Here is a 23311-nt window from a genome sequence, read left to right on the forward strand (position 1 = left end):
TAATGATTACTTATTAATCTAAATAAACAATATGACAAAAAATTAATCAAAACAGATAATCTTAATTAAGTAACATCAGTAATTAAAATAGGTAAATGGACTACGTAACTAATTTATAGTAATAAAAAAATAACTAAATTTAAATGGAAAAGCGGGATAAAATGTATGAAAAAAATACTATGCAATGCTCAATGTTATCCAAAAAAATCACCTAATCCTTATCGGAACACAAACTGCTAATGCGGCTCTCACATCAAAAACATCAAGTATATTAGGCAATGCGCCCTATTTTATATTATCGGATCGTACAACTACATTAAAAGATAGTACTGAATTATTAGGTTTTACGATGCCTATTAAAAACAGCTTATCTGCCGATATTGAAATAACCCAAATAAATTCGACAGTCTCAAGTACGGCGATTGTCGCTATAGCTGGAATGAAATTTAGTGATGTAACCCCATTGGTTAAGGCCAATAATTACACTTATCAATTATCACAAACAGATCTGCTAATTGATGATCAAGACGGCGATGCCTCTGCCAATAATTCAACGTTTTCCCAAGGAACACTTAGAGGCGTTTGGTTCAATCAAAAAGGAACCATTATTGATGATTTAGAGCAACCCCTGTCAGCTTGTGAATCACCATATACATTATTCCTCATTGCCAACAATGTATCAGCTAACACCACTTATGGGAATCCTGCTATCAATAACTACGGTTCTGGCACAGTAATGTATACATTCAAAGTCGCAAAACCAGAGGTCTGTTATCTAAAACCACTTGATTTAACAGTATTAACCACGGGGACTACGCTACCTGGTGGCTTTAATGCGAATGTCTTTGATACCACAAAAGGATTTATCATCTCTGGTTTGAAAAAGAATAATAAACAGTTTCCAACAACCGGTTTTAAAGGTGTAGAATTTACGTTATTAGGTGCAGGTGATGATCAAAGTAAGTACCGATGTAGTGTTGAAAATGGTGCAAGTGAACTCAATCTATCTGGTAGTGGTACAGCTTATGAAGGACTAAATTGTACAATACGTTATGAAAAAAACACGCGATTTAATTATGATATCACGATTAATATGGAATATAACGATGGTTCCAGCTGGTCTAAGATAGGTAGTTATACAATACCAAAACCAACCTTATGGACTTTTATGATACAAGAGTTACCTTATGCCAATCAAAATACACTTAGCCAGGCGACTTCTTTTCCCGCACTAACTAGCTGTAGTGGGCAAAATGTCACAAGTATTAATGATGATATATATAAGAATAGACTACAATATATGTTTAGACGAAATGAAATCACCAATAGTCTCGGCTCAGATCCTATAGCCTATCCAGAAGGAACATCGCCGACTGTGGTCAATAGCCAATATTCGCGTGATGCCGACGGTACTTTCATGGGGGAATGGGGTGGCATCTATAAATATGATTATTCTAGTGGTAATCAACTAATGTTCTACTGGACAGCAGAAAGTTATTCCGACCTTTCTCAATTTGAAATTAGTACGACAGGTAGCATATATCCAACATCGGCAAGTTCAAACTATGTCATGAGTATGTGCCGAGGTTAATGCTATTCATATAATAAAATAAGAAATAAAATGAGTGAAGCTATGTGACTTTTACGATAAACAATTTGATATTGATAATAATTTTCATTATTATTACTAAAATTAATTAGCTATTGTAAATTTACATGAATTCATTACTAATCCCTTCTGCTCAATGGATTGAGCCCTATTTAGATATTGCGGATGGAAAAGATCTGTTTCGCTTCCATATTCAAGATGCCTTTAACTACCATGGTTATGATGCAGTTGGTGGAGTTGTATTAGGTTTTAGGCTACTGCAGCGTTTAAGCTATCAATTTAATACTGATAGAAAACCGCTACAAAGACGTGAAATTGGACTCTTTACCGCTTTTCCTGGATTAGGTGCACGTGATTGTTTTGAACTTATTACAAGAATGGTCACTGATCAGCGCATTACTGTCGATACTGAGTTTTCCGATACAACTGCACAACCTGGCATTTATGGTCGTTTCTATTTTCAATTCAGTTACCAAGGTCAAAAATTAGCCCTTGCTCCTATTGAAGGCTATCCTGGAGCACATTTTTTAAAAATTGGCTTAGCAAGTAAACAACAAAATGTCACGGCTCACACGATGCAACAATGGCAAAAAGCGAAATGTGATTTAGCCAATACATTGTTATCAAATCGTACCGAGGATGTTATCCGAATCCTATGAGTCGCTTGTTTCAACTGCTATTAACACCTGTATTAATTGTCATCTATTGGCAAATATTATCGAGCTCAGGCTTAATATCGCCTTACCTATTACCGACGCCGTTAAAAGTTTGGCAAGCGGCGATTAATATGTTTGAAACAGGCGTTTTACAAAAACATATTATTGTCTCATTAATCAGAGTCCTTAGTGGTTTTGCATTAAGTTGTTTACTCGGCGTGATTCTCGCAGGATTCGTCAGCTCAAGTATCTGGATAGAGAGATTATTATCAGCTCCAATCACCTTATTAAGAATGATCCCACCATTAGCGATGGTGCCTTTATTGATTTTATGGTTAGGCATAGGCAATGAAACCCAGTTAACAATTATTATTCTGGCATCTATATTCCCGATCTTTTTGAATACTCGAGATGGTTTAAAACGAGTTGATGCAACACAAAAAGAGCTAGCTAAAAGTTTAAATTTATCACCGATACGCTATGTTTTTGCTATTGTTATACCCAATGCGATCCCCTCTTTTGTGACCGGTTTTAGGTTAGCTTTTGGCTACAGCTGGCGAGCTTTAGTTGGGGCCGAGTTAATTGCAGCAAGTAGTGGACTTGGCTACTTAATTGTTGATGCACAAGAGATGCTAAGAACCGATGAAGTGATTGTCGGGATATTAACTATTGGCATCTTAGGATGGATGCTTGATTCACTAATCAATATTTTATCGAAAAAATTATTAGCTCATCGTTTTCCAGAGGTCGCTAACTAATGATTAGATTGAATAATATTCGGAAAAGCTACCACAATAAACTGGTGCTAAATAATATTAATTTGAATCTTAACAGAGGTGAGATAGTCTGTTTACTTGGTCGTTCTGGTTGTGGAAAATCAACCTTACTAAGAATTATTGCAGGCTTAATCCTATCTGACTCAGGTTCAATTAATGTACAACAAAAACAATGTGCCATGGTTTTTCAGGAGCCGCGTTTATTACCATGGTTATCTGTTGCTGAAAATTTAAAACTTGCTTTACCATTTTGGCTCAGCAGACAAAAAAAAATGGATAAAATCGTTCAAAAACTTACAGAAGTACAGCTTCCTGATTGTGCTAATCTTATGCCGAGAGAACTTTCTGGAGGAATGGCTCAACGAGTTGGTATAGCCAGGGCATTACTAAAACAACCAGATATATTATTACTTGATGAACCTTTTGCTGCATTAGATGCATTAACCCGAAGTGATTTGCAACAAGCACTAAAGCACCTAATTAAGCAGCAAAATAAAACCTGCTTATTCGTTACTCATGATATCGATGAAGCACTCCTGATTGGCGAACGTATTATTGTGATGCAAGAGGGGAAACTTGAAGTTGAACATTATACGGCACAACATAGCGATTTAAACAATTTAAAACAACAAATTACACAACAACTTCACTATTCATAATCGGAGTTATTTATGAAAAACTATTTAAAATTAGCAACTATTGCTGCACTCTTTTTTACCACTACCGTGTATGCAAATGACGATATAATCAATATTAGCTATGTAAAATCACCACTAAATATGCAAATGATTGTAATGAAAGAGAAACATTTGTTAGAAGATAATGCCGCCAAAGAAGGATTATCGATAAAATGGCACGAAATAAACTCAGGGGCAAAACAAGCACAAGCTTTATCTAGTGGTGATCTTGATTTTGGTGGAGTAATGAATACAACCTCCGTACTAATGGCAAATGGTGTTGGTAGCCCAATTAAAATTATTGCGGGTGTTTCTAGACCCCGCGATGTATACGCTATAGTGTCACCTAAAAATGGTATAACATCACTCAGTGAACTTAAAGGTAAAACAATTGCTGGGCCTAAAGGAACCGTTCTATACCAAACTTTAGTTGCCGCACTTGTTAAAAACAATATGACTATTAATGATGTTAACTTCCTACAGATGGAATTACCTCAAGCATTTTCAGCACTGCAATCAGGACGAGTTGATGCCGCACTACTCGCAGCAAATATGATGATAAAAGCAGAAGAGGAAGGAGGCAAAGTATTAACAACTGCGAGCGGTTTAACTTCACCATTACTAGTGATGACATCTACCGATAAAGTGATTAAAGCACACCCAGAGTGGGTTGAACTAGTCATCAATACTCATGATGAAGCAGCTAAATGGATTGAAGCCAACCCGCAACAAGCCATCGAATTAGCAGCTAATGTGCAAGGTATTTCAATTGAAGACGCACAAAAACTCTATGATTGGTCGCATTTCACTCAACGTTTAAACCAACAGGATATCAAAGATATGTATTCTGAAATGGATTTTATGTTAGAAAATGACATGATGCGTAATAAAATTTATGTTGAAGATATTATTTTACCTATCGCATTGGAGAATGAGTAATGACTGAATTATCCGTTATCGTTAGCGATCAAGATGGTGATATTGAAATAACCCGAGAAGATCTATTAAAGTATGCCACTAAAGCGAATGTTATTGCTGCAGCATTGATGATTCGCGTAAGCCATTATGCATTCTCATTACTTTCACCAACCACACCTGTTATAAGACGGAAACTTTATTGGACATTAGGTTTTCCTGGTCCAGGTATTCTAGATTGTGTAGAGATGTTAAGTCATGCCGTTCGCGAAGGTCGCTGCTTACAAAAACCAACACTAGAAAATCCTGATGCACCACTTTCAGTACTTGGACAATTTCTATTTGAAATTAGCTATGAAGGTAAAACATTACAACTTTGGCCTGATAAAACTATTTTTGATGACGAATTCCGCACACAGGTATCTAAATGGCAAGATGCAGAGCCAAATACGCCTGAACATAATGCATATTTGCAATATAAGGACAACAAAGTCAAAACCATTATGTCATTAAGTAATGATGTACTCTTTCATCTGCGATGGATTAAAAAGTAGCTAAAAGAACGAGTTTTGCCCTTAAATCGACTATTGGTAAAGGGCAAATGATGATTAATCCTGTTTTATTGCTGATGGAACTAAACGATAGTTGCGACAATAATATTTTCAGGATTTATATAGATACTCAGCGGAGAACCATGCTCGATTGTTAATTGTTTAAAATCTTCAATTGCACGAGAAGCATAGATATTAATTCCAGACGCTAAAGATAACGTCAACTCTCCCCAATGTTTACTACGAACAAAACTATCGACATGAGTCAGATAATGGTTACAATCAGCATGATCAAGTAGCTCGATTTGTGGCGCCTTAACGAATAATATCACTTCTTTACCAATCATTAGATTAAGACGTTCAATACTTGAATGCGTAATGTAGGCTGTCATTTCAGTCTGTTTATCTTGCAACAATACAGTAATAAATCCAGCGACCTCATTAATATTAATCGATGTAATTACACCATAAAACTGATTTCTAGCACTCGATTGTAAGGAAACTTTAGCAGCAACTTTAAGAATATCATTGAGCGGAAGCGTTTCATCACTTAGAATATTAAATGCATTCGTTTGCATTTTAGTTAGTAGATCATACATCTCAACAAAACGTATTCCGTATGGACTTAATGTCGCGCCGCCACCACCCTTGCCACCAGTTAATGTTTGAACGAATGGTTTTTCAGATAATGTATTGATATCATTAATTGCATCCCAAGCCGACTTATAGCTAATACCAATAGAGCGGGCGGCTTGGCTTAAACTCCCCATTTGATAAATCGCTTTTAATAATGTAATACGCTTAGCATCAGCAAATAGCTGATTATTAATTTTTAAGGTTAATAAGATATCTGTATTTAGCATAAGTTCAACTAATCAATTATTCCCAGTATTCAATCGTTCGCGTATAAACAATTTTCTCACCGTTCATCATCTCTGTTTTCGTTAACCAGTTGCCATACTCATCAAAATCACTATAGACAATGTGAGATCTCATATCATTACCAGCCATCTCAAGCGATTGATAGTGTAAAAACACATCGCTTTCGATTAATCGATTCAGCTCATCATATTTAAACTGAGTTTCCATTATAGAGGTATAACCATAGTCATGCTGATCAATATTGGTAAAATTAAACCAACTAATCTGTCCAAGTGCGTTAAAGTTATACTCAATCTTTAACTTTTTAAGTACCGATGGTTTTTCATAATCAAATGAGACGAACAACTCTTTAGTTTCATCAGAAACCGTATTATGTTGTACAACTAAACGTTGTTCAGCAACTCTCGGCGAAGGTAGTAATTTTATTTGAATACGATCGTCTTTTAACAGATAAAAACTATTATTAATTTGATAATCACCGACTGTTTGTTTACGTTGCCATTGATAATCTTTATCTCTTATTAACGTAGTAATCATGATATTTTTTTCTGCGCCTTCGAGACTAATTGATGATGCAGAATAATAGTTAATCAGTAAACCATCTTGATCATATTGTGTGATCGTTTTACCCTGACGACTATCATTTTCTGATTTAATTGAAACAATCGATTTTTTGACCGTTTTAGACTGCAGTGCAAATATTTGTACATCATCATTTTCTAATAACAGATTGATCTGTTGATTAGTTAGTTTAGCGAAGACGATATTATTAAAAAGAAATAGATTAAATATAACGATCCATATTTTCATCGCTATTATTCTCATTTTCCCCTTACCTCCTCTATTTTAATCATGATCAAATTAGGTACATAAATAAATAGATAACAAAACGCCCAGTTATACTATTTTATTACTATACCCGATTGATCATAATTAAATTGTCTATAATTTTCTATTTTATTACGGCTGATACAATTTCTTCTGCTTCTTGTTGAATCTGTTGCAGGTGCTCGCAACTAATAAAACTTTCTGCATATATTTTATAAGCATCTTCCGTTCCTGAAGGACGAGCGGCAAACCAACCATTTTCAGTCACAACTTTTAAACCGCCGATAGAAGCATCATTAGCCGGGGCTTTAGTTAAACATTGCTCGATTTTTTCACCAGCGAGTAAATCTGTCGTTAACTGTTTAGGATTAAGTTTAGATAATTTCTGCTTTTCAACATAATTGGCTGATGCTTGAATTCGTCCATAATAAGAGCAGCCATATTGCTGTTCAAGCTCTTGATACTGTACTTGAGGATTTTTACCCATTCTAGCGGTCATTTCAGCAGCAAGTAAACAAAGCACAATACCATCTTTATCTGTTGACCAAACCTGGCCATTTTTTCTTAAGAAAGATGCGCCTGCGCTCTCTTCACCAGCAAAACCAATTGTTCCGTTAAACAATCCATCTGCGTACCATTTAAAACCGACAGGAAATTCTAATAATTTTTTATTTAAACCTTGTGCAACTTTATCAACCATAGAACTGGTAACCAATGTTTTACCAATTGCAGTCTGACTATTCCAGTCAGGTCGATGTTTAAATAAATAGTTAATACAGCAAGCTAAATAAGCATTTGGCTTCATTAACCCTGCTGGCGTTACAATGCCATGACGATCAAAATCAGTATCGTTACCAAATGCTAAATCAAACTTATCTTTTAATAACAATAAACCAGCCATTGCATCAGCACTAGAACAGTCCATTCTAATAACACCGTCATGATCAAGATGCATAAAGCTAAAAGTGGTATCAACTTTATTATTCACAATATCCAGTTTTAGACCATATTTTTCAGCAATTCGAGGCCAATAGGTAATACCCGCGCCACCGAGAGGATCAACGCCAATATTTAATTCTTTAGTGCGAATAATATCAAAATCGATAATATTGATTAAATCGTCAATATAATCTGTTTCATACTCACGAGTATGCACATAACCGGAATTCATTGCTTGTGATAAGGTTAATCTTTTCGTTGCTAAAGCTAAATTTCCCTTTAATAGCTCATTTGCTCGAGCCTCAATGACAGAAGTAACAGCCGTATCTGCTGGACCACCATTAATTGCATTATATTTAATCCCCCCATCTTCAGGTGGATTATGTGAAGGAGTAATTACTATACCATCAGCTAAATTGTCTATTTTCCCTTTATTATAAGTAATAATAGCGTGCGAAATTACTGGCGTTGGTGTATATCCCCAATCTTTAGCAATAATACAATGGATATGGTTAGCCGCTAATACTTCGAGAACGGTTTTTAATGCCGGTTCTGATAAAGCATGGGTATCTTTACCAATGAAACAAGGACCGGTAATATTTTGTGCGTGACGATAATCAGCAATAGCCTGTGCAATAGCAATAATATGATCTTCGTTGAAAGTTGCTTTATTGGCACTTCCTCGATGACCTGACGTCCCAAAAATAACTAATTGGCTTGGTTCATGGCTATTTGGTTTTATGCTGTAGTAGTTATTTAATAAGCTATCGACATTAATTAAATCACTTGATTGAGCTAATTGCCCTGCTCTTGAATTCATTATTCTGCTTCCTATTGCGGTTGATACGACTATTTAGTAACAAATTGTTGTTTAACCAAATTTACTATCTGCTCAGGTACACCCATATCATTCATTAAAGACTCAATAATAAAAATTTTTCTATCAGTATTACTATTGGTCACAACAAAATACGGTGTATCTGGAATCTGTTTGGGTTTAGTATTATTTCCTGTCTGTAAAAGCGTTGTTTCATCTTTCGCTAAATAACGTCTCTTACTCCCATGTAAAGAAGCTGCCGCAGTAGAAAATAGAGATTTATTACTCTGATATAACACAGACAGAATCCATAAAAAACGATTCACAAGTTTTTTTTCATCAAGAAAATCATTATTCTTTACTAAGTTAACTAACATAGAAAAATCATTAGCCTCATCAGGCTGAGACTTAACTTTTTCGGGTGACTCAATAGCAAGTAAACGTCGTAATATACTTGATGCGCTTTCACCAATATGCTGAGTTTGCCCGGCAATATATTGGTATAATTCATCATCAATTTCGATTATTTTCATGCAATATTCCTTTATTTTTTGCAAAAATAGACAAAATTTATCTCATTGTGTAATTAATTGAGTATTGTTACTATCTTACTTCGAATATGAAAAAAGCACACGATCTCGAATCAATCTATACTGACTGTCAGTTATATTTAATAGCATCTATTGCAGATTCTACCAAAAATATTATGACATTTAGTAATAAGAGATAAAATAACAAGATCAGATTTAATTTGAAGTAAGTGGCCGCTAGCAACAACCTTTTCAAGCAACACCTTTGTTATAAATTGTATCATCAATTCACTAAATAATAAAAACCTGATTGCCATTTAATGACAGAGTTTATGCACTTTAATTAGTTATTAATTAATAATGAACATAATTTGTTTAAAAATGCCTAAGAAATGATTATTTACAATAAAATGACACTATGTAGTATCAATATTTGATAAAATACGTAAAGGTATTTTATATATTATACTCAATAAAATTTAAGTAATTGAGAAGCAAAGAGGATTCAGTCTATGAAAAGAATTACAACATTAGCATTTTTAGGCGCAGCTTTACTTGCTGGTTGTCAAAATAGTGATGTTTATTCTGGTGATGTTTATACCGCAGATCAAGCAAAACAAGTTCAACATGTTAGTTATGGTACAGTACTTTCAGTCCGTCCGGTAAAAATTCAAACAAATGCCTCATCAGATGGCTCATCAAATAACATTGTTGGTACATTAGGTGGCGCAATTCTTGGCGGCTTTTTAGGAAACACAATTGGTAATGGTACGGGTAATAGCTTAGCTATCGCTGGGGGAGCCATCGGTGGGGCTTTAATCGGTGGAGAAGTGCAAGACGCGGTTAGTCAGACTAATGCTGTAGAATTAGAAGTCCGTCAAGAAAATGGCTCAACGATTGTTTTAGTCCAAAAAGCATCAGCAAATGAGTTCCAAGTTGGTCAAGAAGTTCGTTTAGTTACCAATGGTAAACAAGTTAGTGCATCACCACGTTAAAAATAGATAAGGATAAAAAATGCGTATTTTACATACAATGATTCGTGTTGGTAATTTACAACGCTCAATTGATTTTTATACTAAAACAATGGGTATGAGATTACTAAGAACAAGTGAAAATCCTGAATATAAGTATTCACTCGCTTTTGTTGGTTATAATGATGAAAATAGCGCCGCAGTGATTGAATTAACCTATAACTGGGGTACTGAAAAATATGACCACGGTAATGCATTTGGTCATGTTGCGATTGGGGTTGATGATGTAGCAGCAACTTGTGAACGCATCAAACAAACGGGCGGTAAAGTGACTCGTGAAGCAGGCCCGGTCAAAGGTGGATCAACAATTATCGCTTTTGTTGAAGATCCTGATGGCTATAAGCTTGAGTTAATCGAGAATAAACAAGCTGATAAAGCATTAGGTAATTAATTTATATAAAAAAAGGACCCGTTGGTCCTTTTTAGAGCAAAAATAACCCCCAATAATTGGGGTTTATTTTTTTTAAGATAAAAAGACTATCGACGCTCACCAAAAATTCTTAATAACATAATAAATAAGTTAATGAAATCAAGATATAGTGTCAACGCACCAAAAATAGCATAACGTCTAAATGTACTTGGATCGTCAGTAGATAACTGTTCACCAAATGCTTTTAATTTTTGTGTGTCATAAGCTGTTAAACCAGCAAAAACAAATACACCAATATAGGTAATTGCCCACATTAACGGCGCACTTTGCATAAAGATATTAACGACTGAAGCAATCAAAATACCGATTAGCCCCATAAATAAGAAACGGCCTAAACCTGATAAATCACGTTTTGTCGTATAACCATAAAATGCCAAAGCAGCAAACATACCAGCAGAAATAAAGAACACGCTGACAATAGATGAAGCCGTATACATGATAAAAATCGATGTTAGTGTTAAGCCACTTAATGCTGAATATAACATAAACATCATCGTTGCCGTACTACCAGATAGACGGTTAATCATTCCAGAAAGTACAAAAACTAGTCCTAATTGAGCTGCGACTAAAATCCATGCAAACATACTCATGGAAGTAATATAACCATACTCATTAAAACTAAATAGCAAACGTAAAATAGAATCACTTGTTGACGCATACCAAGCAACTAACCCAGTTAATGCTAAACCGACTGTCATCCAACCATACACATGACTCATATATGTTTGAACTTGACTATTCGATTGTTCAATAATAGAGCCGTTAGGGGAATAATTATTCATTTAATAACCTCTTTTTGTAGAAAATGATGACTAAAACTTTCACCATTATATATTAATTGTACCTTAATGCCATTTTTTCAAGGACTCTTTATCAGATTTTTTTGCTTCAACCCAACTATCACCGTTGAGCGATTTCTCTTTTTTCCAAAACGGCGCTTCATTTTTTAAAACATCCATAATAAACTCAGCCGCAGCAAATGAATCTTTCCGGTGAGCGCTACTCACGCCCACATACACAATATTTTCATTGGCAAATATTTCACCAACGCGATGGATCACAACAACTCGATTAAGATCCCAGCGCTCTTTTGCTTTATCAATAATATTCATTAAAACTTTTTCAGTCATTCCTTGATAATGCTCAAGAAATAAAGAAGCAATATCACTTTTTAATGATCTGACTTTACCTGTAAATGTCACAATAGCGCCATCTTCGGGAGACTGAGACAACCACTGATAATAGTGATTGATATCAATAGAATCATCACCAACAATTACAATGCTATTTTCATTCATTTTAGTTAACCACCTGTAACGGGAGGAAAAAAGGCTACTTCATCGCCTATTTGAATAATATAACTTTCATCAACCAACTGTTTATTTACAGCACACAAAGGCTGTTTCTCTTTTAAAGCATATTGCCAATTATCCCCTTTCAAACTTAAATGATTAATCAAATCAGCAATAGTTATCGCCTCAATCTCTAAAGTTAAAGAAGGAACACCAACAAGCTCTCTAGTTTGCGCAAAAAATAGAATCTTAATCATGTTTGGCCCTAAAATCACCAGATTTCCCGCCAGATTTAGACAGCAATCTGACTTGAGAAATTACCATATCTTTTTGTACAGCTTTACACATATCATAAATGGTTAATGCAGCCGTTGATGCGGCGACTAATGCTTCCATCTCAACCCCAGTTTGTCCAGTCAATCGACAAAGCGCTTGAATTCTAACCTGCGAATTATCGATATCTGGTTCGATTTGTATCTCAATTTTAGTTAATAATAATGGATGGCATAGGGGAATTAACTCCCATGTCTTTTTAGCAGCCTGAATTCCTGCAATTCTAGCGGTTGCAAAGACATCACCTTTATGATGCTGACCATTAACAATCATAGCTAATGTTTGTGGATCCATCAAAACAAATGCTTCAGCAATCGCTTCTCTCATCGTGGGCGGTTTGTTAGTTACATCCACCATATGCGCATCACCATTTGCATTAATGTGAGTGAAATTGGTGTTGTTTGGGGTGTTGTCAAATTGTGTCATTATTACTCTAATAAATTGTGTCAAACTTATCCTAAGATAGCAGATTTATCAAATATTGAGAATAGCAAATGGATAGGATTTAATAAGCCACTCCTGATAAAATATTTTTATGATATACTAATACACATAATTAACTACGGTCGCAAGAAATAACGTTATGAATAAAAAATCACTCTCTACTTTTGTATCCTTTTTCGTCATTTTATCAACCTGCACTTTTAGTGTTCACGCTGTAGAAAAATATGTATCAGAAAATTTGCCAATCTATCTTAAAAGAGGACCTGGTAATGAATATGCGATTGTTGGTACTTTAAATTCTGGCGATAAAGTAACGGAATTAGCAACGAGTGAGAGTGGTAAATATACCCAAATCAGAACGGATACAGGAAGAGTAGCTTGGGTAAATTCAAACGAATTGACAAGTACACCAAGTCTAAAAGAGCAAGTTGGGCAACTGACTAATGATTTATCGAATGCCCAAGAAAAACTGAGTCGATTAGAGCAAGAAAAACAGACTATGCTTGATGACTATTCGGAAAAATTAAGTACTGCACAACAAAAAATTACAGAGTTAGAGCAACTCAAAAACCAATTACAAGCACAATCTGATGAACAGCAATCACAGATTTCATTACTTAGTGAAACTGTTGATGAAAGTAGGCAAGATTTAATTTTAAAATGGTTTGTACGAGGTGGCTTAGTCGCAGGAATTGGTTTAGTTTTAGGTTTAATACTACCATTAATTATGCCGCGCCGTCGTAAAAAAGATCGCTGGATGAGTTAATTAAGCTATGAAAACATATCTCGTTGGCGGAGCTGTTAGAGATAAACTTTTAAACGTTGCCATAGTCGATCGAGACTGGGTGGTGGTTGGTGCTACTCCACAAAATATGCTGGAACAAGGCTTTATTCAAGTCGGAAAAGATTTTCCTGTTTTTTTGCATCCGAAAACGAAAGAAGAGTATGCTTTAGCCAGAACAGAACGGAAATCAGGTCAAGGTTATAACGGCTTTATTTGTGACTTTAATCAAGATATCACGCTAGAACAAGATCTACTACGTCGAGATTTAACCATTAATGCCATTGCGATGGATGATGATGGTCACTTTATTGATCCCTATCATGGTATTAATGATTTGCATCAGCGAATCTTACGTCATGTATCCCCTGCTTTTGCTGAAGATCCGTTACGAGTACTCAGAGTCGCCAGATTCGCAGCTAAATATCATCATTATGGTTTTACTATTGCCCCAGAAACATTGCAACTAATGACTGCGATTGTCGAATCTGGAGAAATCAACCACCTAACAGCAGAAAGAGTCTGGAAAGAGACTGAAAAAGCTTTGGCGACAGAAGATCCTCAAATCTATTTTGATGTTCTGAGAAAATGTAATGCCTTAGCAATACTGTTTCCTGAATTAAATAATTTATTTGGTATTCCCCAACCAGAAAAATGGCATCCTGAAATTGACTCAGGCATTCACACTTTACTGGCACTCAAACAATCAGCCCTATTAACAACAGATTTAGAAGTCCGATTTGCTGTACTATGTCACGATTTTGGTAAAGCTCACACATTGCCAGAGCAACTACCTCACCATATAGGACATGGTGAGAAAGGAATAACATTAGTTAATCAGCTATGTACTCGATTAAAAATAGCCAATAATTATAAAAAAGTGGCCTGTATGATATGCCGCTACCATGATGAAACACACTCTATTAATGAAATGTCGGCAGAAAATATCGTTGCCTTACTCAATGGAATAGATGTGTGGCGAACTCCAAAACATCTTGAACAACTCATTTTAAGTAGTTTAGCTGACTTTCGGGGGCGCGAAAACTTCGCTAATAAGCCCTATCCACAAGCAGAATATTTAAAAGAAGCTTATATAATTGCAAAATCTGTCTCTATACAAGAAATAATTGCAACAGGATTACAAGGAAAAGCAATTCAAGAAGAACTAACTTATCGTAGAATAATTAAACTAAATCTGTGGCAAAAAACACAATTTGATTATATCTCAAACAATCAACAAAAAAATTCACTAATTTATAAAAAAAAGAGTTGACGATTAACCCTAACACAAGCATAATGCGCCTCGCAGTGTTGGTTATGACGTTGCGAATAAAATGGCTACGTAGCTCAGCTGGTTAGAGCACATCACTCATAATGATGGGGTCACAGGTTCGAATCCCGTCGTAGCCACCATTTAGTAAGAAGTAAATATATTGAAATAAATGCGGGTGTGGCGAAATTGGTAGACGCACCAGATTTAGGTTCTGGCGCCGCGAGGCGTGGGGGTTCAAGTCCCTTCACCCGCACCATTTAATTTCAATTTCCCTTTTGGGGTATAGCCAAGCGGTAAGGCAGCGGGTTTTGATCCCGCCACTCCCAGGTTCGAATCCTGGTACCCCAGCCATTAATTTTCTCATTGTTCAGCTAATGAGCCCCCTGAATGTAAGAATTTAGGCGTATAATTAGTTTGATAATAGCCCAATAAAAAGCATTATATCAATTACAACGATGAAAAATTAATACTGGCTTTAATTACAATTTCTCCTTTCGTCCTCTTGATTATATTCATAAGCAATATCATAATATTGTTCATGCGGATATGGCGGAATTGGTAGACGCGCTAGATTCAGATTCTAGTTCCTAATTAGGTGTGCGAGTTCAAATCTCACTATCCGCACCAATGTTAGACAAATTGATAACATCCAGATTTTGGGGTATAGCCAAGCGGTAAGGCAGCGGATTCTGATTCCGCCACTCCAAGGTTCGAATCCTTGTACCCCAGCCATTTAAATAATTAATTATCAATTTGTTATATAAAAAATATGAATATATTTTTTTACTTATAATTAGTTGGTGGCGGTAAAGTGGCGGTTAGTTTAAAAAACAAAACCGTTCTTAAGTGGTTATATATGACAATACTGATTCCACCATTCTAAGATTCGAAATCCTTGTACTCAAAGCTATTAAACTGTATATATATCAAAAAATTGCACTTAAAATGCATGACCTACAATTATTGAAATAGAGTAAAATTAAATGGATATGGATAAAGACTTAGTTCAGAATATTATCGTTGCGTTAGTTGCATTAGCGGGTACTTCTCTTGGGTATCTTGTAAGTTTTTTTTTACAAATAAAGAGTTTTCGAAAAGACAGAGAGTTAATATTGCTAAATAAATTAGAACAGATAAGCATATATTTACTTCAAATAAGGTCTATTACAGAAAATAAATTTACTGTTTTAGAGAAAATTCACCTTAATGATATTAGCTTTACGACAGCACAAAATTTAATAAAAGACATCGATAAAAATGATGCAAGATCTCAATTATCATCGCTCATTTTACTGTATGAATCTTCATTAAAGATTAATATTAGTGACTTACTGAACGATTATGACTCTTTGTTTATGAATTATCATATTAATGCGACTGAATATTTAAAATCATGTTCTAAAGGAAAAAAAGATAATTCTACATTCGAAAAATTAATAGAGTTAATACCTGAAATATTACAAAAGTTAGATGCAATGGAGAATGCCTTAAAAAAAAGAATGTCTAAATTTTCTATTAAAAAAGGATTAAATGAATCTTCGTGATACTTGGATGAAAATCACTCGTATATCATACTGAGGAGATTAATAAAAACGAATTTGAAAACTAATATCAAAATAAGTATTGATTAACCCAGTTATAATCATTTTTTTGTTGTCTCTATTTTTCAGTTTTATTATTTTATAACCTATTGATTTATTTACTAATGACATTTATTTGCCTTTGCGATTGAGATCGCAAAATATGACCGAAAATAGAAATATATAAATAAATCAATTAGTTAATTTTTATTGTGGATCTTTTCACACTCTAAAAACTGTAAAAAAGTGAAAAGTATTTCAATTATTTCAGTTTTCTTCGTTCTTCTCCGATCCTTTTCATAATAAGCCCCGGCAATTTGTTTTGTAGTAAAATAAAACTGAAAAAAAATACATGACCGAAGTCCGTAGGCGGGAGCGGTGTAGCGCCGATTCGGTCGGGTTATTGATTTGGTGTTCAAGTTTTATACAGCAATAAAAAAGCCCGCATTATGCGAGCAAGTGAGGGCAAAATGACTGATTTTATTTTTAGGGGGGATTACCGTTGCAGCAGCAGACCCCACTGATCTGCTCCTAGTTTAGTGGAGACTTTTTAGTAACAAAAAAGGAGTCTCAAATGAGTAAAAAATACGATCCTCAATTTAAACAAGAAGCGATTAATTTAGCCCTAAATAGCAAACAAACTTATCGACAAACAGCCAATGATTTAGGTATAAATTACAAAACATTTTGTAATTGGATGTACCAAACGATGAATAAACCGACCTATCAAGCGATAAAATTAAATAAAAAACCAGACTATCAAGAACTTGAGCTACGTAAAAAGGAGATCAACATCTTAAAAAAGGCCGCTCAGTACTTTGCGAGCCGGAAATAGCAAGGTACGAATTTATTAAAAAGCAAAACACGTTATCTAAGCACCGTTTGTTTCATCTATTTGACGTGTCAAGTAGTGGTTACTATGCCTATTTAAAGCGGCAGCCGTCTCAGAGAACCGTGTTTAATGAGCAACTTGACAAAAGGCTTGAAACACTATTTGACGATCATCGGCATCTCTATGGTTATTGACGTTTACATGTCGAACTTTTAGAGGAAGGCTATTGTTTATCACGTGAACGAGTTCGTCGCCGAATGCACAAACTTAACCTTAAAGCTAAACAACGAAAGAAGTATAAACAAACAACGGACAGTAACCACGACAAACCGGTTGCTGAAAATATTTTAGATAGGCACTTCACAATGGATAAACCAGATCAAGCTTGGGTATGCGATATAACCTATATTAAAGTAAACGGACAGTGGTTATACCTTGCTATTGTACTCGACCTCTACTCTCGTAAAATCATAGGCTGGGCGATGAATACACATATGGAAAGCGCACTCGTCTGTCAAGCCTTAACCATGACGCTGCTTCATCTAGGGTACCCGAGTAAAGTGATTGTTCATAGTGCTCGCGGTGGTCAGTATTGCTCTGATGATTATCAAGCTATATTAACAGCTTATGGGTTAAGGTGTAATATGAGTCGTAAAGGAAACTGCTGGGATAATGCGGTGGCTAAAAGTTTTTTCCATACCTTAAAAACAGAATGGGTTTACCGCCATAAACTAGAAAATATGGCTCAAGCAAAATCGATGATTTTGTGGTACATTGAGGTTTACTATAACCGAGTAAGAAAACATTCTTATTTAAATTATTTATCACCTGTTCAATTTGAAGAAAAGATGATTTAATAATTTGAAAATAACTCTCCTCTAAAATGTGGGCAGATCACGGCCAATTGATGACAAACTCACGCTCATTGTTTTTGCTGCATCATGAGCATAGCCATAATTGATAACGAGCTCTGCACATTCTCGTTTAAATCCACTACTTAGTTGTCTTGTCACGGGATAATCTCCTTAGTTGATGGTTTATCATACCGCTAAGAATATCTCCAAGAAAAGTATACCGTTACAATATCGTTGATGGATTTTATTAGTATTCATCAGTATGATTATACTGAATATAAGTTAACTTGACAGCATCCCTACAAAACTAATTAAAAAAAAAGAATTGACTTACTTTAAAATTTAAATAAAATTCAAATCGAATTTATAAACTTAAACTCAATTTAAAAAAAATTAATTGGGTTTTATTTTTTTAATTAAATTAATTTACTCTTATTTTTGAGGTTTATCATGAAAAAAACATTATTAGTAACGACTTTAGCGGCATTATTTTCGACATCAATGGCTCAAGCTGCGACGACTGGTGTAGCTGGTGGACAAGTCAATTTCTTTGGTTCTGTAACGGATGTATCTTGTACCGTTTCTGTCGATGGTCAAGGTAGTGATTCAAGTATTTATCTTGCACCCGTTTCAGTGAGTGAAATTACTAAAGCTGATACCTTATATAAAGCAAAATCATTTACAATTGATGTAAGCAATTGTTTGCCTGCCGCAACTGAAGGTAAGACAAAAACTATTTCAGTAAATTGGACTGGCGGAAATTTATTAGAAGGTTCAAACAATGGTTATTTGGCAAACAGTTATATGGAGCTCTCTGGTGCGACAAATGTTCAATTTGTTTTAGCAACGGATTCAAGTTCTACTTTGACAAACAAAATCATTCCGGGTGATAATACTCAACCACAAGCAACAGCAACGGTTATTTCTGGTCTTGCTGGTGGTGATGTTTCTCGTTTTGTTTATTATGTTGGTTATGTTTCTTCACAACCTACAGCGGTAACACCAGGTCAATTATCTAGTTATGCAACTTATGAAATTACTTATGACTAGTCGTTGTATTTAAGAATATTATCAAACGATAATGCTAAAATTATCGTTTTTCTTATGAGAGATAACATGAAAATAACGATACTTTTTTTTAGCTTAGTTTTTAGTTTTTTTTCTTATGCTAATAATATCATTGTTAATGGTACTCGCTTTATCTACCCTAGCAATGAAAAAGAGATTACCATTCAGATGACCAATTCAGCTGATCGTCCGGCCATAGCTCAAGCTTGGTTGGATAATGGTAATGCTAATGAATCACCAGATACGATAAAGACCCCATTTCAAATAACCCCGCCTATATCTAGGATCGAGGCAAAAGGTGGACAGGTTTTACGTATAAAACTAATGAATAAAGCTGAAATACCAACTGATAAAGAAAGTTTATGGTGGCTAAATATTTTAGATATTCCTTCTGTATCGAAAAAAGCAGGGAAAGATGAAAATGTATTACAATTAGCGATTCGTTCACGTTTTAAATTTTTCTATCGTCCAGTAAATTTAGGTTCTCCTGAGTCAGCAATTGAAAAATTATCATTTTCAGCCAAGGGAAAACAGTTAACCATTAATAATAACTCTCCTTTTTATGTCACTATTACTAAAATTTCAACGGAAAATAAAATTGCTTTGAATGCTAAGACATCAATGATAGCGCCATTTTCAACTGAAGTAGTGACGTTAAATAAAATTTTAAAATCAGGTGACAAAGCAACCATTAATACGCTAAACGATTATGGTGCGGATGTTACTCGAACGATAAAAATTTATTAATAATAAATTATAATTTCATGAAATGGCTTGATAATGTTAAAACCTAACCCATTAAAAATTAAGATCTGTTTCTTTACTGCATTGACTTATTTTAGTGGAGCAGCCATTGCAGACACTCCTGTTGAATATGAATTTAATACCGGCTTTTTAGTCGGTCAAAAAGAAAATATTGATCTTACCCGTTTTAATAAAGCATCTATTGATGAAGGGCAGTATTCAGTAGATGTTTATACGAATGAGCAGTGGCGTGGCCGTTATGAGTTAGATATTATTAAACAAACTAACGGGGTATTAGGCGTTTGCTATACCGCTAAAATGTTAGATGACTTTGGTATTAATGCTAGAGAATTAAATAAAACACTGAGTAATGATGCCGATTTTTGTGGTGAGTTATCGCAGTGGAATAATAGCGATAATATTAAAGACATCTTTGAACCATCTTCTTTAAAACTATTAATTTCTGTGCCACAACTTTATGTCCTGTCTACTTCGGCTGGTTATGTATCATCCGAGTTTTGGGACGAAGGTATCCCGGCTTTGAATGTGAGTTACAATAGTAACTATTATGATAGTCATACTTCGGGTAACTCAGCTGAAGATAGCCAATCATTTTATTTAAGCTTAGATAGCGGGTTATCGGTTAATGGTTGGTTATTAAAAAATAACGGTAATGTGACTTGGCAAAAGAAAGGTGGTTTTGAATGGAATAGTAATCAAACCTATTTGCAAAAATCGATTGCAGCCATTAAGTCTAATGCCGTACTCGGGCAGTTTTATACCGAAGGTTCACTTTTTGATAGTATAAAAATGAAAGGTGCAAAACTAACGACGGATGATAATATGTACCCTGATGGTATGTCATCATTTGCCCCTGATATTAATGGGGTAGCCATGAGCAATGCGTTAGTTACTGTTCGTCAAAATGGTAATGTTATTTATCAAACAACGGTATCACCTGGTCCATTTAGCATCAAAGATATTTCCTCAATTGGTTTTGGTGGTGATTTAGATGTAACGGTTAAAGAAGCGGATGGTAGTGAAAATAGTTTTATTGTTCCTTATGCCTCTATTTCTCAATTATCAAGGCCCGGTTTTACTCATTATCAAGTGGCTATCGGTAAAGCAGATATTGATAGCCTAAGTAATAAGCCCAATATACTCCAAGCAAGTATTCAACATGGTTTGAATAATACTTTTACCGTGTATTCAGGGGTCACACTGTTTGATGATTATCAAGCCTACTTAGTCGGTACTGGTGTTAATATGGGGATTGGTGCATTAGGATTTGATGTTACTTACGCTAAAACATCAATAGATGATATATCAAAAAGTGGCTATAATTATCGATTATCCTTCAATCGGCAAATTAGTGAAACCAATACTAACTTAATTATTAGCGCCTCGCATTCAAGCTCCGAAGATTATTTAGATACTAACGAAGCGTTATATTTTGTTGATTATTACAAACGAAACATTAAAAGTAGCTCATTAGCACGAAAAAATGTATTTAATTCAACCATCAATCAAAATTTACCTAATGGTTATGGCAGCCTTTATTTGACGGGGCAAATCTATAATTATTGGGGAGATTCAAAAACACGCAAACAAATTCAACAAACCTATAATAATAGTATTGGTAACTTATCATATTCGTTAACATTTTCCCGTGTTTATTCAGAAAATAGTACTGATAATCGTATTTCTCTTAGCTTTAACTACCCATTAGGTAGTATTAATAGACGTGCTACGTTGACCGCCAATACCTTATTTAATAATTCAAGTTTTGGCTCGTCACAAGTTGGCGTGAATGGCACACTTGACGATGCTGGCCTAGCAATCTATGGTGTTAATAGTGCCGTTGCAACGGGTGGCAACCAAAGTATCGCCTTAAATACCAATTACCGTTCAACCATTTCTAATGTTAGTGCTAATTTTAGCCAAGGTAATCATTACCGACAATTTGGTGCTGGTGCAAATGGCTCACTAGTAGTTCATAGCGGTGGCGTAACTTTCACCCCAAATACCTCAAATACCATGGTTCTTGTGGAAGCCAAAGATGCCGAAGGTGCGGCTATTGCAGGTTCTTTGGGAATAAAAGTCGACGGCAACGGTTACGCACTAGCGTCTAATATTAGGCCTTATAGACTGAATACAATAGCCATCGATCCAAAAGGTAGCGATGAAAATGTCACGTTTAATAATACATCAACTCAAATCGTGCCTTATGAAGGAACTATCACCAAAGTTAAGTTTGAGACTAAAATAGAAAAAATAAGAGTCTTTAATGTGGTCAATAGCAGTGGCCAACCGCTAACCTTTGGGCAAAATATAATTAATAGTAATAATGAATCAATCGGTGTAGTAGGTCAAGGTGGTCAGGTCTTTATTTCCGATGATAAGGCAACGCAAGCTATCGTTGATGGTATTAACGGTAAGTGTTCATTTTCATTAGATGATAGCAACCAAAGTGATAAGGTCTGTTTATGAAAATAGTAATTAAATTTTTTTTGATTCTCAATTTATTTTTTATTGGTCAAAGTTATGCTACTTGTACAAAATTAGATACACAGCCGGTGATACTGTATTTAGATATGGGAACAGTTGTTGTTAATCCTAACCTAAAAGTAGGTGATATTATCGCGCAACAATCGTTTCCTTTTCCCGAAACAAGTAACATGTTTTATTGTTATTCAGGTGACATCTTAGAGGGCATGGTAAATACTGGTTTATTTACAACAAATAGTAATAAAATTTACCAAACTAATATTCCGGGTGTTGGTATACAAATGGCGAGAAATACCAATATTTACCCTTATGATTATGTGGCGAAAAGTAATAATAATATTTTTATAGCTGCAGGTAATTTTATTGTTACGCTGTTCAAAACCAGTGAAATAGTCGGTTCAGGGCCTTTATCGAGTGGTAATTACACCACCTATGGACCACAAGGTGGTGGAATTGCTACTTCGGGTTTAACCACTTATATGAGTACTAATGGCACAAAAATTGTTTCGCCTTCTTGCTCGGTGGTGAGTGGTGCTCAGCAAAATGTTTATTTAGAGCCTGTGAACTATACAAAATTGAAAACGATTGGTGCAACCGCGGGGGATACTAATTTTAAAATAGAATTAAAATGTAGCGGCGGGGCATCGATAAATTCGGGTTTTGACAATATATCAATAGCATTTTCTGGCACCATTCCATCTAATTTAACCAATTCAGATGGTGTGCTGGCAAACGAGGTAAGTTCTAATGGTGCACAAGGTGTTGGTATTCAGGTTTTAGATAGTAATAAATCTGCTGTTGTATTTGATAAGAAATACATTGTTGGTTCGTTAGCCTCTACCGAAATCAGTTATTATGTTACCCCAAACTATACCGCGCGTTATTATCGATATGGCAGTAGTATAACGGCGGGTCTTGTCGAATCAAAAATGATATTTAATATAACCTATGATTAATTACT

Annotated in this window: 25 protein-coding genes, 5 tRNA genes and 1 pseudogene; 22 read left to right on the forward strand and 9 right to left on the reverse strand. The window is 35.0% G+C overall.

Annotated features, from left to right (window positions below):
* Positions 1-184 precede the first annotated feature (184 nt).
* The 6 genes from RHO11_06305 to RHO11_06330 all read left to right on the forward strand — a co-directional run bounded on the left by RHO11_06305 (position 185) and on the right by RHO11_06330 (position 5187).
* Entirely contained in the window at positions 185-1591 is a 1407-nt protein-coding gene (locus tag RHO11_06305; protein WVD62730.1) for a hypothetical protein, read from the forward strand.
* 125 nt (positions 1592-1716) lie between these two features.
* Positions 1717-2268 (forward strand): hypothetical protein, encoded by a 552-nt coding sequence (locus RHO11_06310; protein WVD62731.1) that lies wholly within the window; start codon positions 1717-1719, stop codon positions 2266-2268.
* Positions 2265-3023 carry an ABC transporter permease gene (locus RHO11_06315; GenBank protein ID WVD62732.1) on the forward strand — a complete coding sequence of 253 codons (759 nt, stop codon included), beginning with the start codon at positions 2265-2267 and terminating at the stop codon, positions 3021-3023. Before RHO11_06310 ends, RHO11_06315 begins: the two co-directional genes overlap by 4 nt.
* Entirely contained in the window at positions 3023-3700 is a 678-nt protein-coding gene (locus tag RHO11_06320; protein WVD62733.1) for an ABC transporter ATP-binding protein, read from the forward strand. The genes RHO11_06315 and RHO11_06320 overlap by 1 nt, the downstream gene beginning before the upstream one ends.
* Before the next feature lie 12 nt (positions 3701-3712).
* Complete coding sequence (locus RHO11_06325; protein WVD62734.1) at positions 3713-4657, forward strand: ABC transporter substrate-binding protein; 945 nt, start codon at positions 3713-3715, stop codon at positions 4655-4657.
* Positions 4657-5187, forward strand: coding sequence for a hypothetical protein (locus RHO11_06330; protein WVD62735.1), 531 nt, complete (start codon positions 4657-4659; stop codon positions 5185-5187). The genes RHO11_06325 and RHO11_06330 overlap by 1 nt, the downstream gene beginning before the upstream one ends.
* A gap of 80 nt (positions 5188-5267) precedes the next feature.
* Here RHO11_06330 and RHO11_06335 read toward each other — a convergent pair whose 3' ends face one another.
* The 4 genes from RHO11_06335 to RHO11_06350 all read right to left on the reverse strand — a co-directional run bounded on the left by RHO11_06335 (position 5268) and on the right by RHO11_06350 (position 9183).
* Positions 5268-6047, reverse strand: coding sequence for a TOBE domain-containing protein (locus RHO11_06335; protein WVD62736.1), 780 nt, complete (start codon positions 6045-6047; stop codon positions 5268-5270).
* Positions 6048-6063: 16 nt separating this feature from the next.
* A complete protein-coding gene (locus tag RHO11_06340; GenBank protein WVD62737.1) occupies positions 6064-6876 on the reverse strand; it encodes a hypothetical protein in 813 nt (270 codons plus the stop codon).
* A 142-nt stretch (positions 6877-7018) separates the two neighbouring features.
* Positions 7019-8653, reverse strand: a complete 1635-nt coding sequence (gene pgm, locus RHO11_06345) for a phosphoglucomutase (alpha-D-glucose-1,6-bisphosphate-dependent) (protein ID WVD62738.1) — start codon at positions 8651-8653, stop codon at positions 7019-7021.
* Positions 8654-8682: 29 nt separating this feature from the next.
* A complete protein-coding gene (locus RHO11_06350; GenBank protein ID WVD62739.1) occupies positions 8683-9183 on the reverse strand; it encodes a hypothetical protein in 501 nt (166 codons plus the stop codon).
* 509 nt (positions 9184-9692) lie between these two features.
* Here RHO11_06350 and RHO11_06355 point away from each other — a divergent pair.
* Together RHO11_06355 and gloA are read left to right on the forward strand one after the other, a co-directional pair.
* Positions 9693-10175 (forward strand): glycine zipper 2TM domain-containing protein, encoded by a 483-nt coding sequence (locus tag RHO11_06355; protein ID WVD62740.1) that lies wholly within the window; start codon positions 9693-9695, stop codon positions 10173-10175.
* A gap of 19 nt (positions 10176-10194) precedes the next feature.
* Positions 10195-10602: a lactoylglutathione lyase gene (gene gloA, locus RHO11_06360; GenBank protein WVD62741.1), complete on the forward strand. Its 408-nt coding sequence runs from the start codon at positions 10195-10197 to the stop codon at positions 10600-10602.
* Between the two features lie 86 nt (positions 10603-10688).
* Here gloA and RHO11_06365 read toward each other — a convergent pair whose 3' ends face one another.
* The 4 genes from RHO11_06365 to moaC all read right to left on the reverse strand — a co-directional run bounded on the left by RHO11_06365 (position 10689) and on the right by moaC (position 12692).
* Positions 10689-11423: a Bax inhibitor-1/YccA family protein gene (locus RHO11_06365; protein ID WVD62742.1), complete on the reverse strand. Its 735-nt coding sequence runs from the start codon at positions 11421-11423 to the stop codon at positions 10689-10691.
* A gap of 63 nt (positions 11424-11486) precedes the next feature.
* Positions 11487-11939 carry a molybdopterin synthase catalytic subunit MoaE gene (moaE, locus tag RHO11_06370; GenBank protein ID WVD62743.1) on the reverse strand — a complete coding sequence of 151 codons (453 nt, stop codon included), beginning with the start codon at positions 11937-11939 and terminating at the stop codon, positions 11487-11489.
* Positions 11940-11944: 5 nt separating this feature from the next.
* Complete coding sequence (gene moaD, locus RHO11_06375; protein ID WVD62744.1) at positions 11945-12190, reverse strand: molybdopterin synthase sulfur carrier subunit; 246 nt, start codon at positions 12188-12190, stop codon at positions 11945-11947.
* Positions 12183-12692, reverse strand: a complete 510-nt coding sequence (moaC, locus tag RHO11_06380) for a cyclic pyranopterin monophosphate synthase MoaC (protein WVD62745.1) — start codon at positions 12690-12692, stop codon at positions 12183-12185. Before moaC ends, moaD begins: the two co-directional genes overlap by 8 nt.
* 157 nt (positions 12693-12849) lie before the next feature.
* Between moaC and RHO11_06385 the strand changes: the two genes are divergently transcribed.
* The 10 genes and pseudogenes from RHO11_06385 (at position 12850) to RHO11_06430 (ending at position 18033) form a co-directional block, all read left to right on the forward strand.
* On the forward strand, positions 12850-13476 hold the full coding sequence (locus RHO11_06385) for a TIGR04211 family SH3 domain-containing protein (protein ID WVD62746.1): 627 nt from the start codon (positions 12850-12852) through the stop codon (positions 13474-13476).
* 7 nt (positions 13477-13483) lie between these two features.
* Positions 13484-14764, forward strand: a complete 1281-nt coding sequence (locus RHO11_06390) for a multifunctional CCA addition/repair protein (GenBank protein WVD62747.1) — start codon at positions 13484-13486, stop codon at positions 14762-14764.
* 63 nt (positions 14765-14827) lie between these two features.
* Positions 14828-14904 (forward strand) — tRNA-Met (locus tag RHO11_06395).
* A gap of 31 nt (positions 14905-14935) precedes the next feature.
* Positions 14936-15020, forward strand: a tRNA-Leu gene (locus tag RHO11_06400).
* Between the two features lie 20 nt (positions 15021-15040).
* Positions 15041-15115 (forward strand) — tRNA-Gln (locus tag RHO11_06405).
* Between the two features lie 189 nt (positions 15116-15304).
* A tRNA-Leu gene (locus RHO11_06410) sits at positions 15305-15391 on the forward strand.
* A 30-nt stretch (positions 15392-15421) separates the two neighbouring features.
* A tRNA-Gln gene (locus RHO11_06415) sits at positions 15422-15496 on the forward strand.
* A gap of 251 nt (positions 15497-15747) precedes the next feature.
* Positions 15748-16308 (forward strand): hypothetical protein, encoded by a 561-nt coding sequence (locus RHO11_06420; GenBank protein ID WVD62748.1) that lies wholly within the window; start codon positions 15748-15750, stop codon positions 16306-16308.
* 610 nt (positions 16309-16918) lie between these two features.
* Complete coding sequence (locus RHO11_06425; protein WVD62749.1) at positions 16919-17179, forward strand: transposase; 261 nt, start codon at positions 16919-16921, stop codon at positions 17177-17179.
* Between the two features lie 203 nt (positions 17180-17382).
* Positions 17383-18033 (forward strand): annotated as a pseudogene (locus RHO11_06430) (IS3 family transposase).
* Between the two features lie 21 nt (positions 18034-18054).
* Here RHO11_06430 and RHO11_06435 read toward each other — a convergent pair.
* Positions 18055-18189: a hypothetical protein gene (locus RHO11_06435; protein WVD62750.1), complete on the reverse strand. Its 135-nt coding sequence runs from the start codon at positions 18187-18189 to the stop codon at positions 18055-18057.
* A gap of 291 nt (positions 18190-18480) precedes the next feature.
* Between RHO11_06435 and RHO11_06440 the strand changes: the two genes are divergently transcribed.
* The 4 genes from RHO11_06440 to RHO11_06455 all read left to right on the forward strand — a co-directional run bounded on the left by RHO11_06440 (position 18481) and on the right by RHO11_06455 (position 23306).
* A complete protein-coding gene (locus tag RHO11_06440) occupies positions 18481-19080 on the forward strand; it encodes a fimbrial protein (GenBank protein ID WVD62751.1) in 600 nt (199 codons plus the stop codon).
* A gap of 66 nt (positions 19081-19146) precedes the next feature.
* A complete protein-coding gene (locus RHO11_06445) occupies positions 19147-19845 on the forward strand; it encodes a molecular chaperone (protein WVD62752.1) in 699 nt (232 codons plus the stop codon).
* A 33-nt stretch (positions 19846-19878) separates the two neighbouring features.
* Positions 19879-22332, forward strand: a complete 2454-nt coding sequence (locus tag RHO11_06450) for a fimbria/pilus outer membrane usher protein (GenBank protein WVD62753.1) — start codon at positions 19879-19881, stop codon at positions 22330-22332.
* Positions 22329-23306 (forward strand): fimbrial protein, encoded by a 978-nt coding sequence (locus RHO11_06455; GenBank protein WVD62754.1) that lies wholly within the window; start codon positions 22329-22331, stop codon positions 23304-23306. The genes RHO11_06450 and RHO11_06455 overlap by 4 nt, the downstream gene beginning before the upstream one ends.
* The last annotated feature ends 5 nt before the right edge of the window (positions 23307-23311 follow it).

The organism is Orbaceae bacterium BiB, from assembly GCA_036251205.1.
Classification (GTDB): Bacteria; Pseudomonadota; Gammaproteobacteria; order Enterobacterales; family Orbaceae; genus Orbus; species Orbus mooreae.

Coding starts and splice junctions, on each gene's coding strand:
- RHO11_06305 (WVD62730.1), top strand. CDS start 185: ATGCTCAATGTTATCCAAAAAAATCACCTAATCCTTATCGGAACACAA.
- RHO11_06310 (WVD62731.1), top strand. CDS start 1,717: ATGAATTCATTACTAATCCCTTCTGCTCAATGGATTGAGCCCTATTTA.
- RHO11_06315 (WVD62732.1), top strand. CDS start 2,265: ATGAGTCGCTTGTTTCAACTGCTATTAACACCTGTATTAATTGTCATC.
- RHO11_06320 (WVD62733.1), top strand. CDS start 3,023: ATGATTAGATTGAATAATATTCGGAAAAGCTACCACAATAAACTGGTG.
- RHO11_06325 (WVD62734.1), top strand. CDS start 3,713: ATGAAAAACTATTTAAAATTAGCAACTATTGCTGCACTCTTTTTTACC.
- RHO11_06330 (WVD62735.1), top strand. CDS start 4,657: ATGACTGAATTATCCGTTATCGTTAGCGATCAAGATGGTGATATTGAA.
- RHO11_06335 (WVD62736.1), bottom strand. CDS start 6,047: ATGCTAAATACAGATATCTTATTAACCTTAAAAATTAATAATCAGCTA.
- RHO11_06340 (WVD62737.1), bottom strand. CDS start 6,876: ATGAAAATATGGATCGTTATATTTAATCTATTTCTTTTTAATAATATC.
- pgm (WVD62738.1), bottom strand. CDS start 8,653: ATGAATTCAAGAGCAGGGCAATTAGCTCAATCAAGTGATTTAATTAAT.
- RHO11_06350 (WVD62739.1), bottom strand. CDS start 9,183: ATGAAAATAATCGAAATTGATGATGAATTATACCAATATATTGCCGGG.
- RHO11_06355 (WVD62740.1), top strand. CDS start 9,693: ATGAAAAGAATTACAACATTAGCATTTTTAGGCGCAGCTTTACTTGCT.
- gloA (WVD62741.1), top strand. CDS start 10,195: ATGCGTATTTTACATACAATGATTCGTGTTGGTAATTTACAACGCTCA.
- RHO11_06365 (WVD62742.1), bottom strand. CDS start 11,423: ATGAATAATTATTCCCCTAACGGCTCTATTATTGAACAATCGAATAGT.
- moaE (WVD62743.1), bottom strand. CDS start 11,939: ATGAATGAAAATAGCATTGTAATTGTTGGTGATGATTCTATTGATATC.
- moaD (WVD62744.1), bottom strand. CDS start 12,190: ATGATTAAGATTCTATTTTTTGCGCAAACTAGAGAGCTTGTTGGTGTT.
- moaC (WVD62745.1), bottom strand. CDS start 12,692: ATGACACAATTTGACAACACCCCAAACAACACCAATTTCACTCACATT.
- RHO11_06385 (WVD62746.1), top strand. CDS start 12,850: ATGAATAAAAAATCACTCTCTACTTTTGTATCCTTTTTCGTCATTTTA.
- RHO11_06390 (WVD62747.1), top strand. CDS start 13,484: ATGAAAACATATCTCGTTGGCGGAGCTGTTAGAGATAAACTTTTAAAC.
- RHO11_06420 (WVD62748.1), top strand. CDS start 15,748: ATGGATATGGATAAAGACTTAGTTCAGAATATTATCGTTGCGTTAGTT.
- RHO11_06425 (WVD62749.1), top strand. CDS start 16,919: ATGAGTAAAAAATACGATCCTCAATTTAAACAAGAAGCGATTAATTTA.
- RHO11_06440 (WVD62751.1), top strand. CDS start 18,481: ATGAAAAAAACATTATTAGTAACGACTTTAGCGGCATTATTTTCGACA.
- RHO11_06445 (WVD62752.1), top strand. CDS start 19,147: ATGAAAATAACGATACTTTTTTTTAGCTTAGTTTTTAGTTTTTTTTCT.
- RHO11_06450 (WVD62753.1), top strand. CDS start 19,879: ATGTTAAAACCTAACCCATTAAAAATTAAGATCTGTTTCTTTACTGCA.
- RHO11_06455 (WVD62754.1), top strand. CDS start 22,329: ATGAAAATAGTAATTAAATTTTTTTTGATTCTCAATTTATTTTTTATT.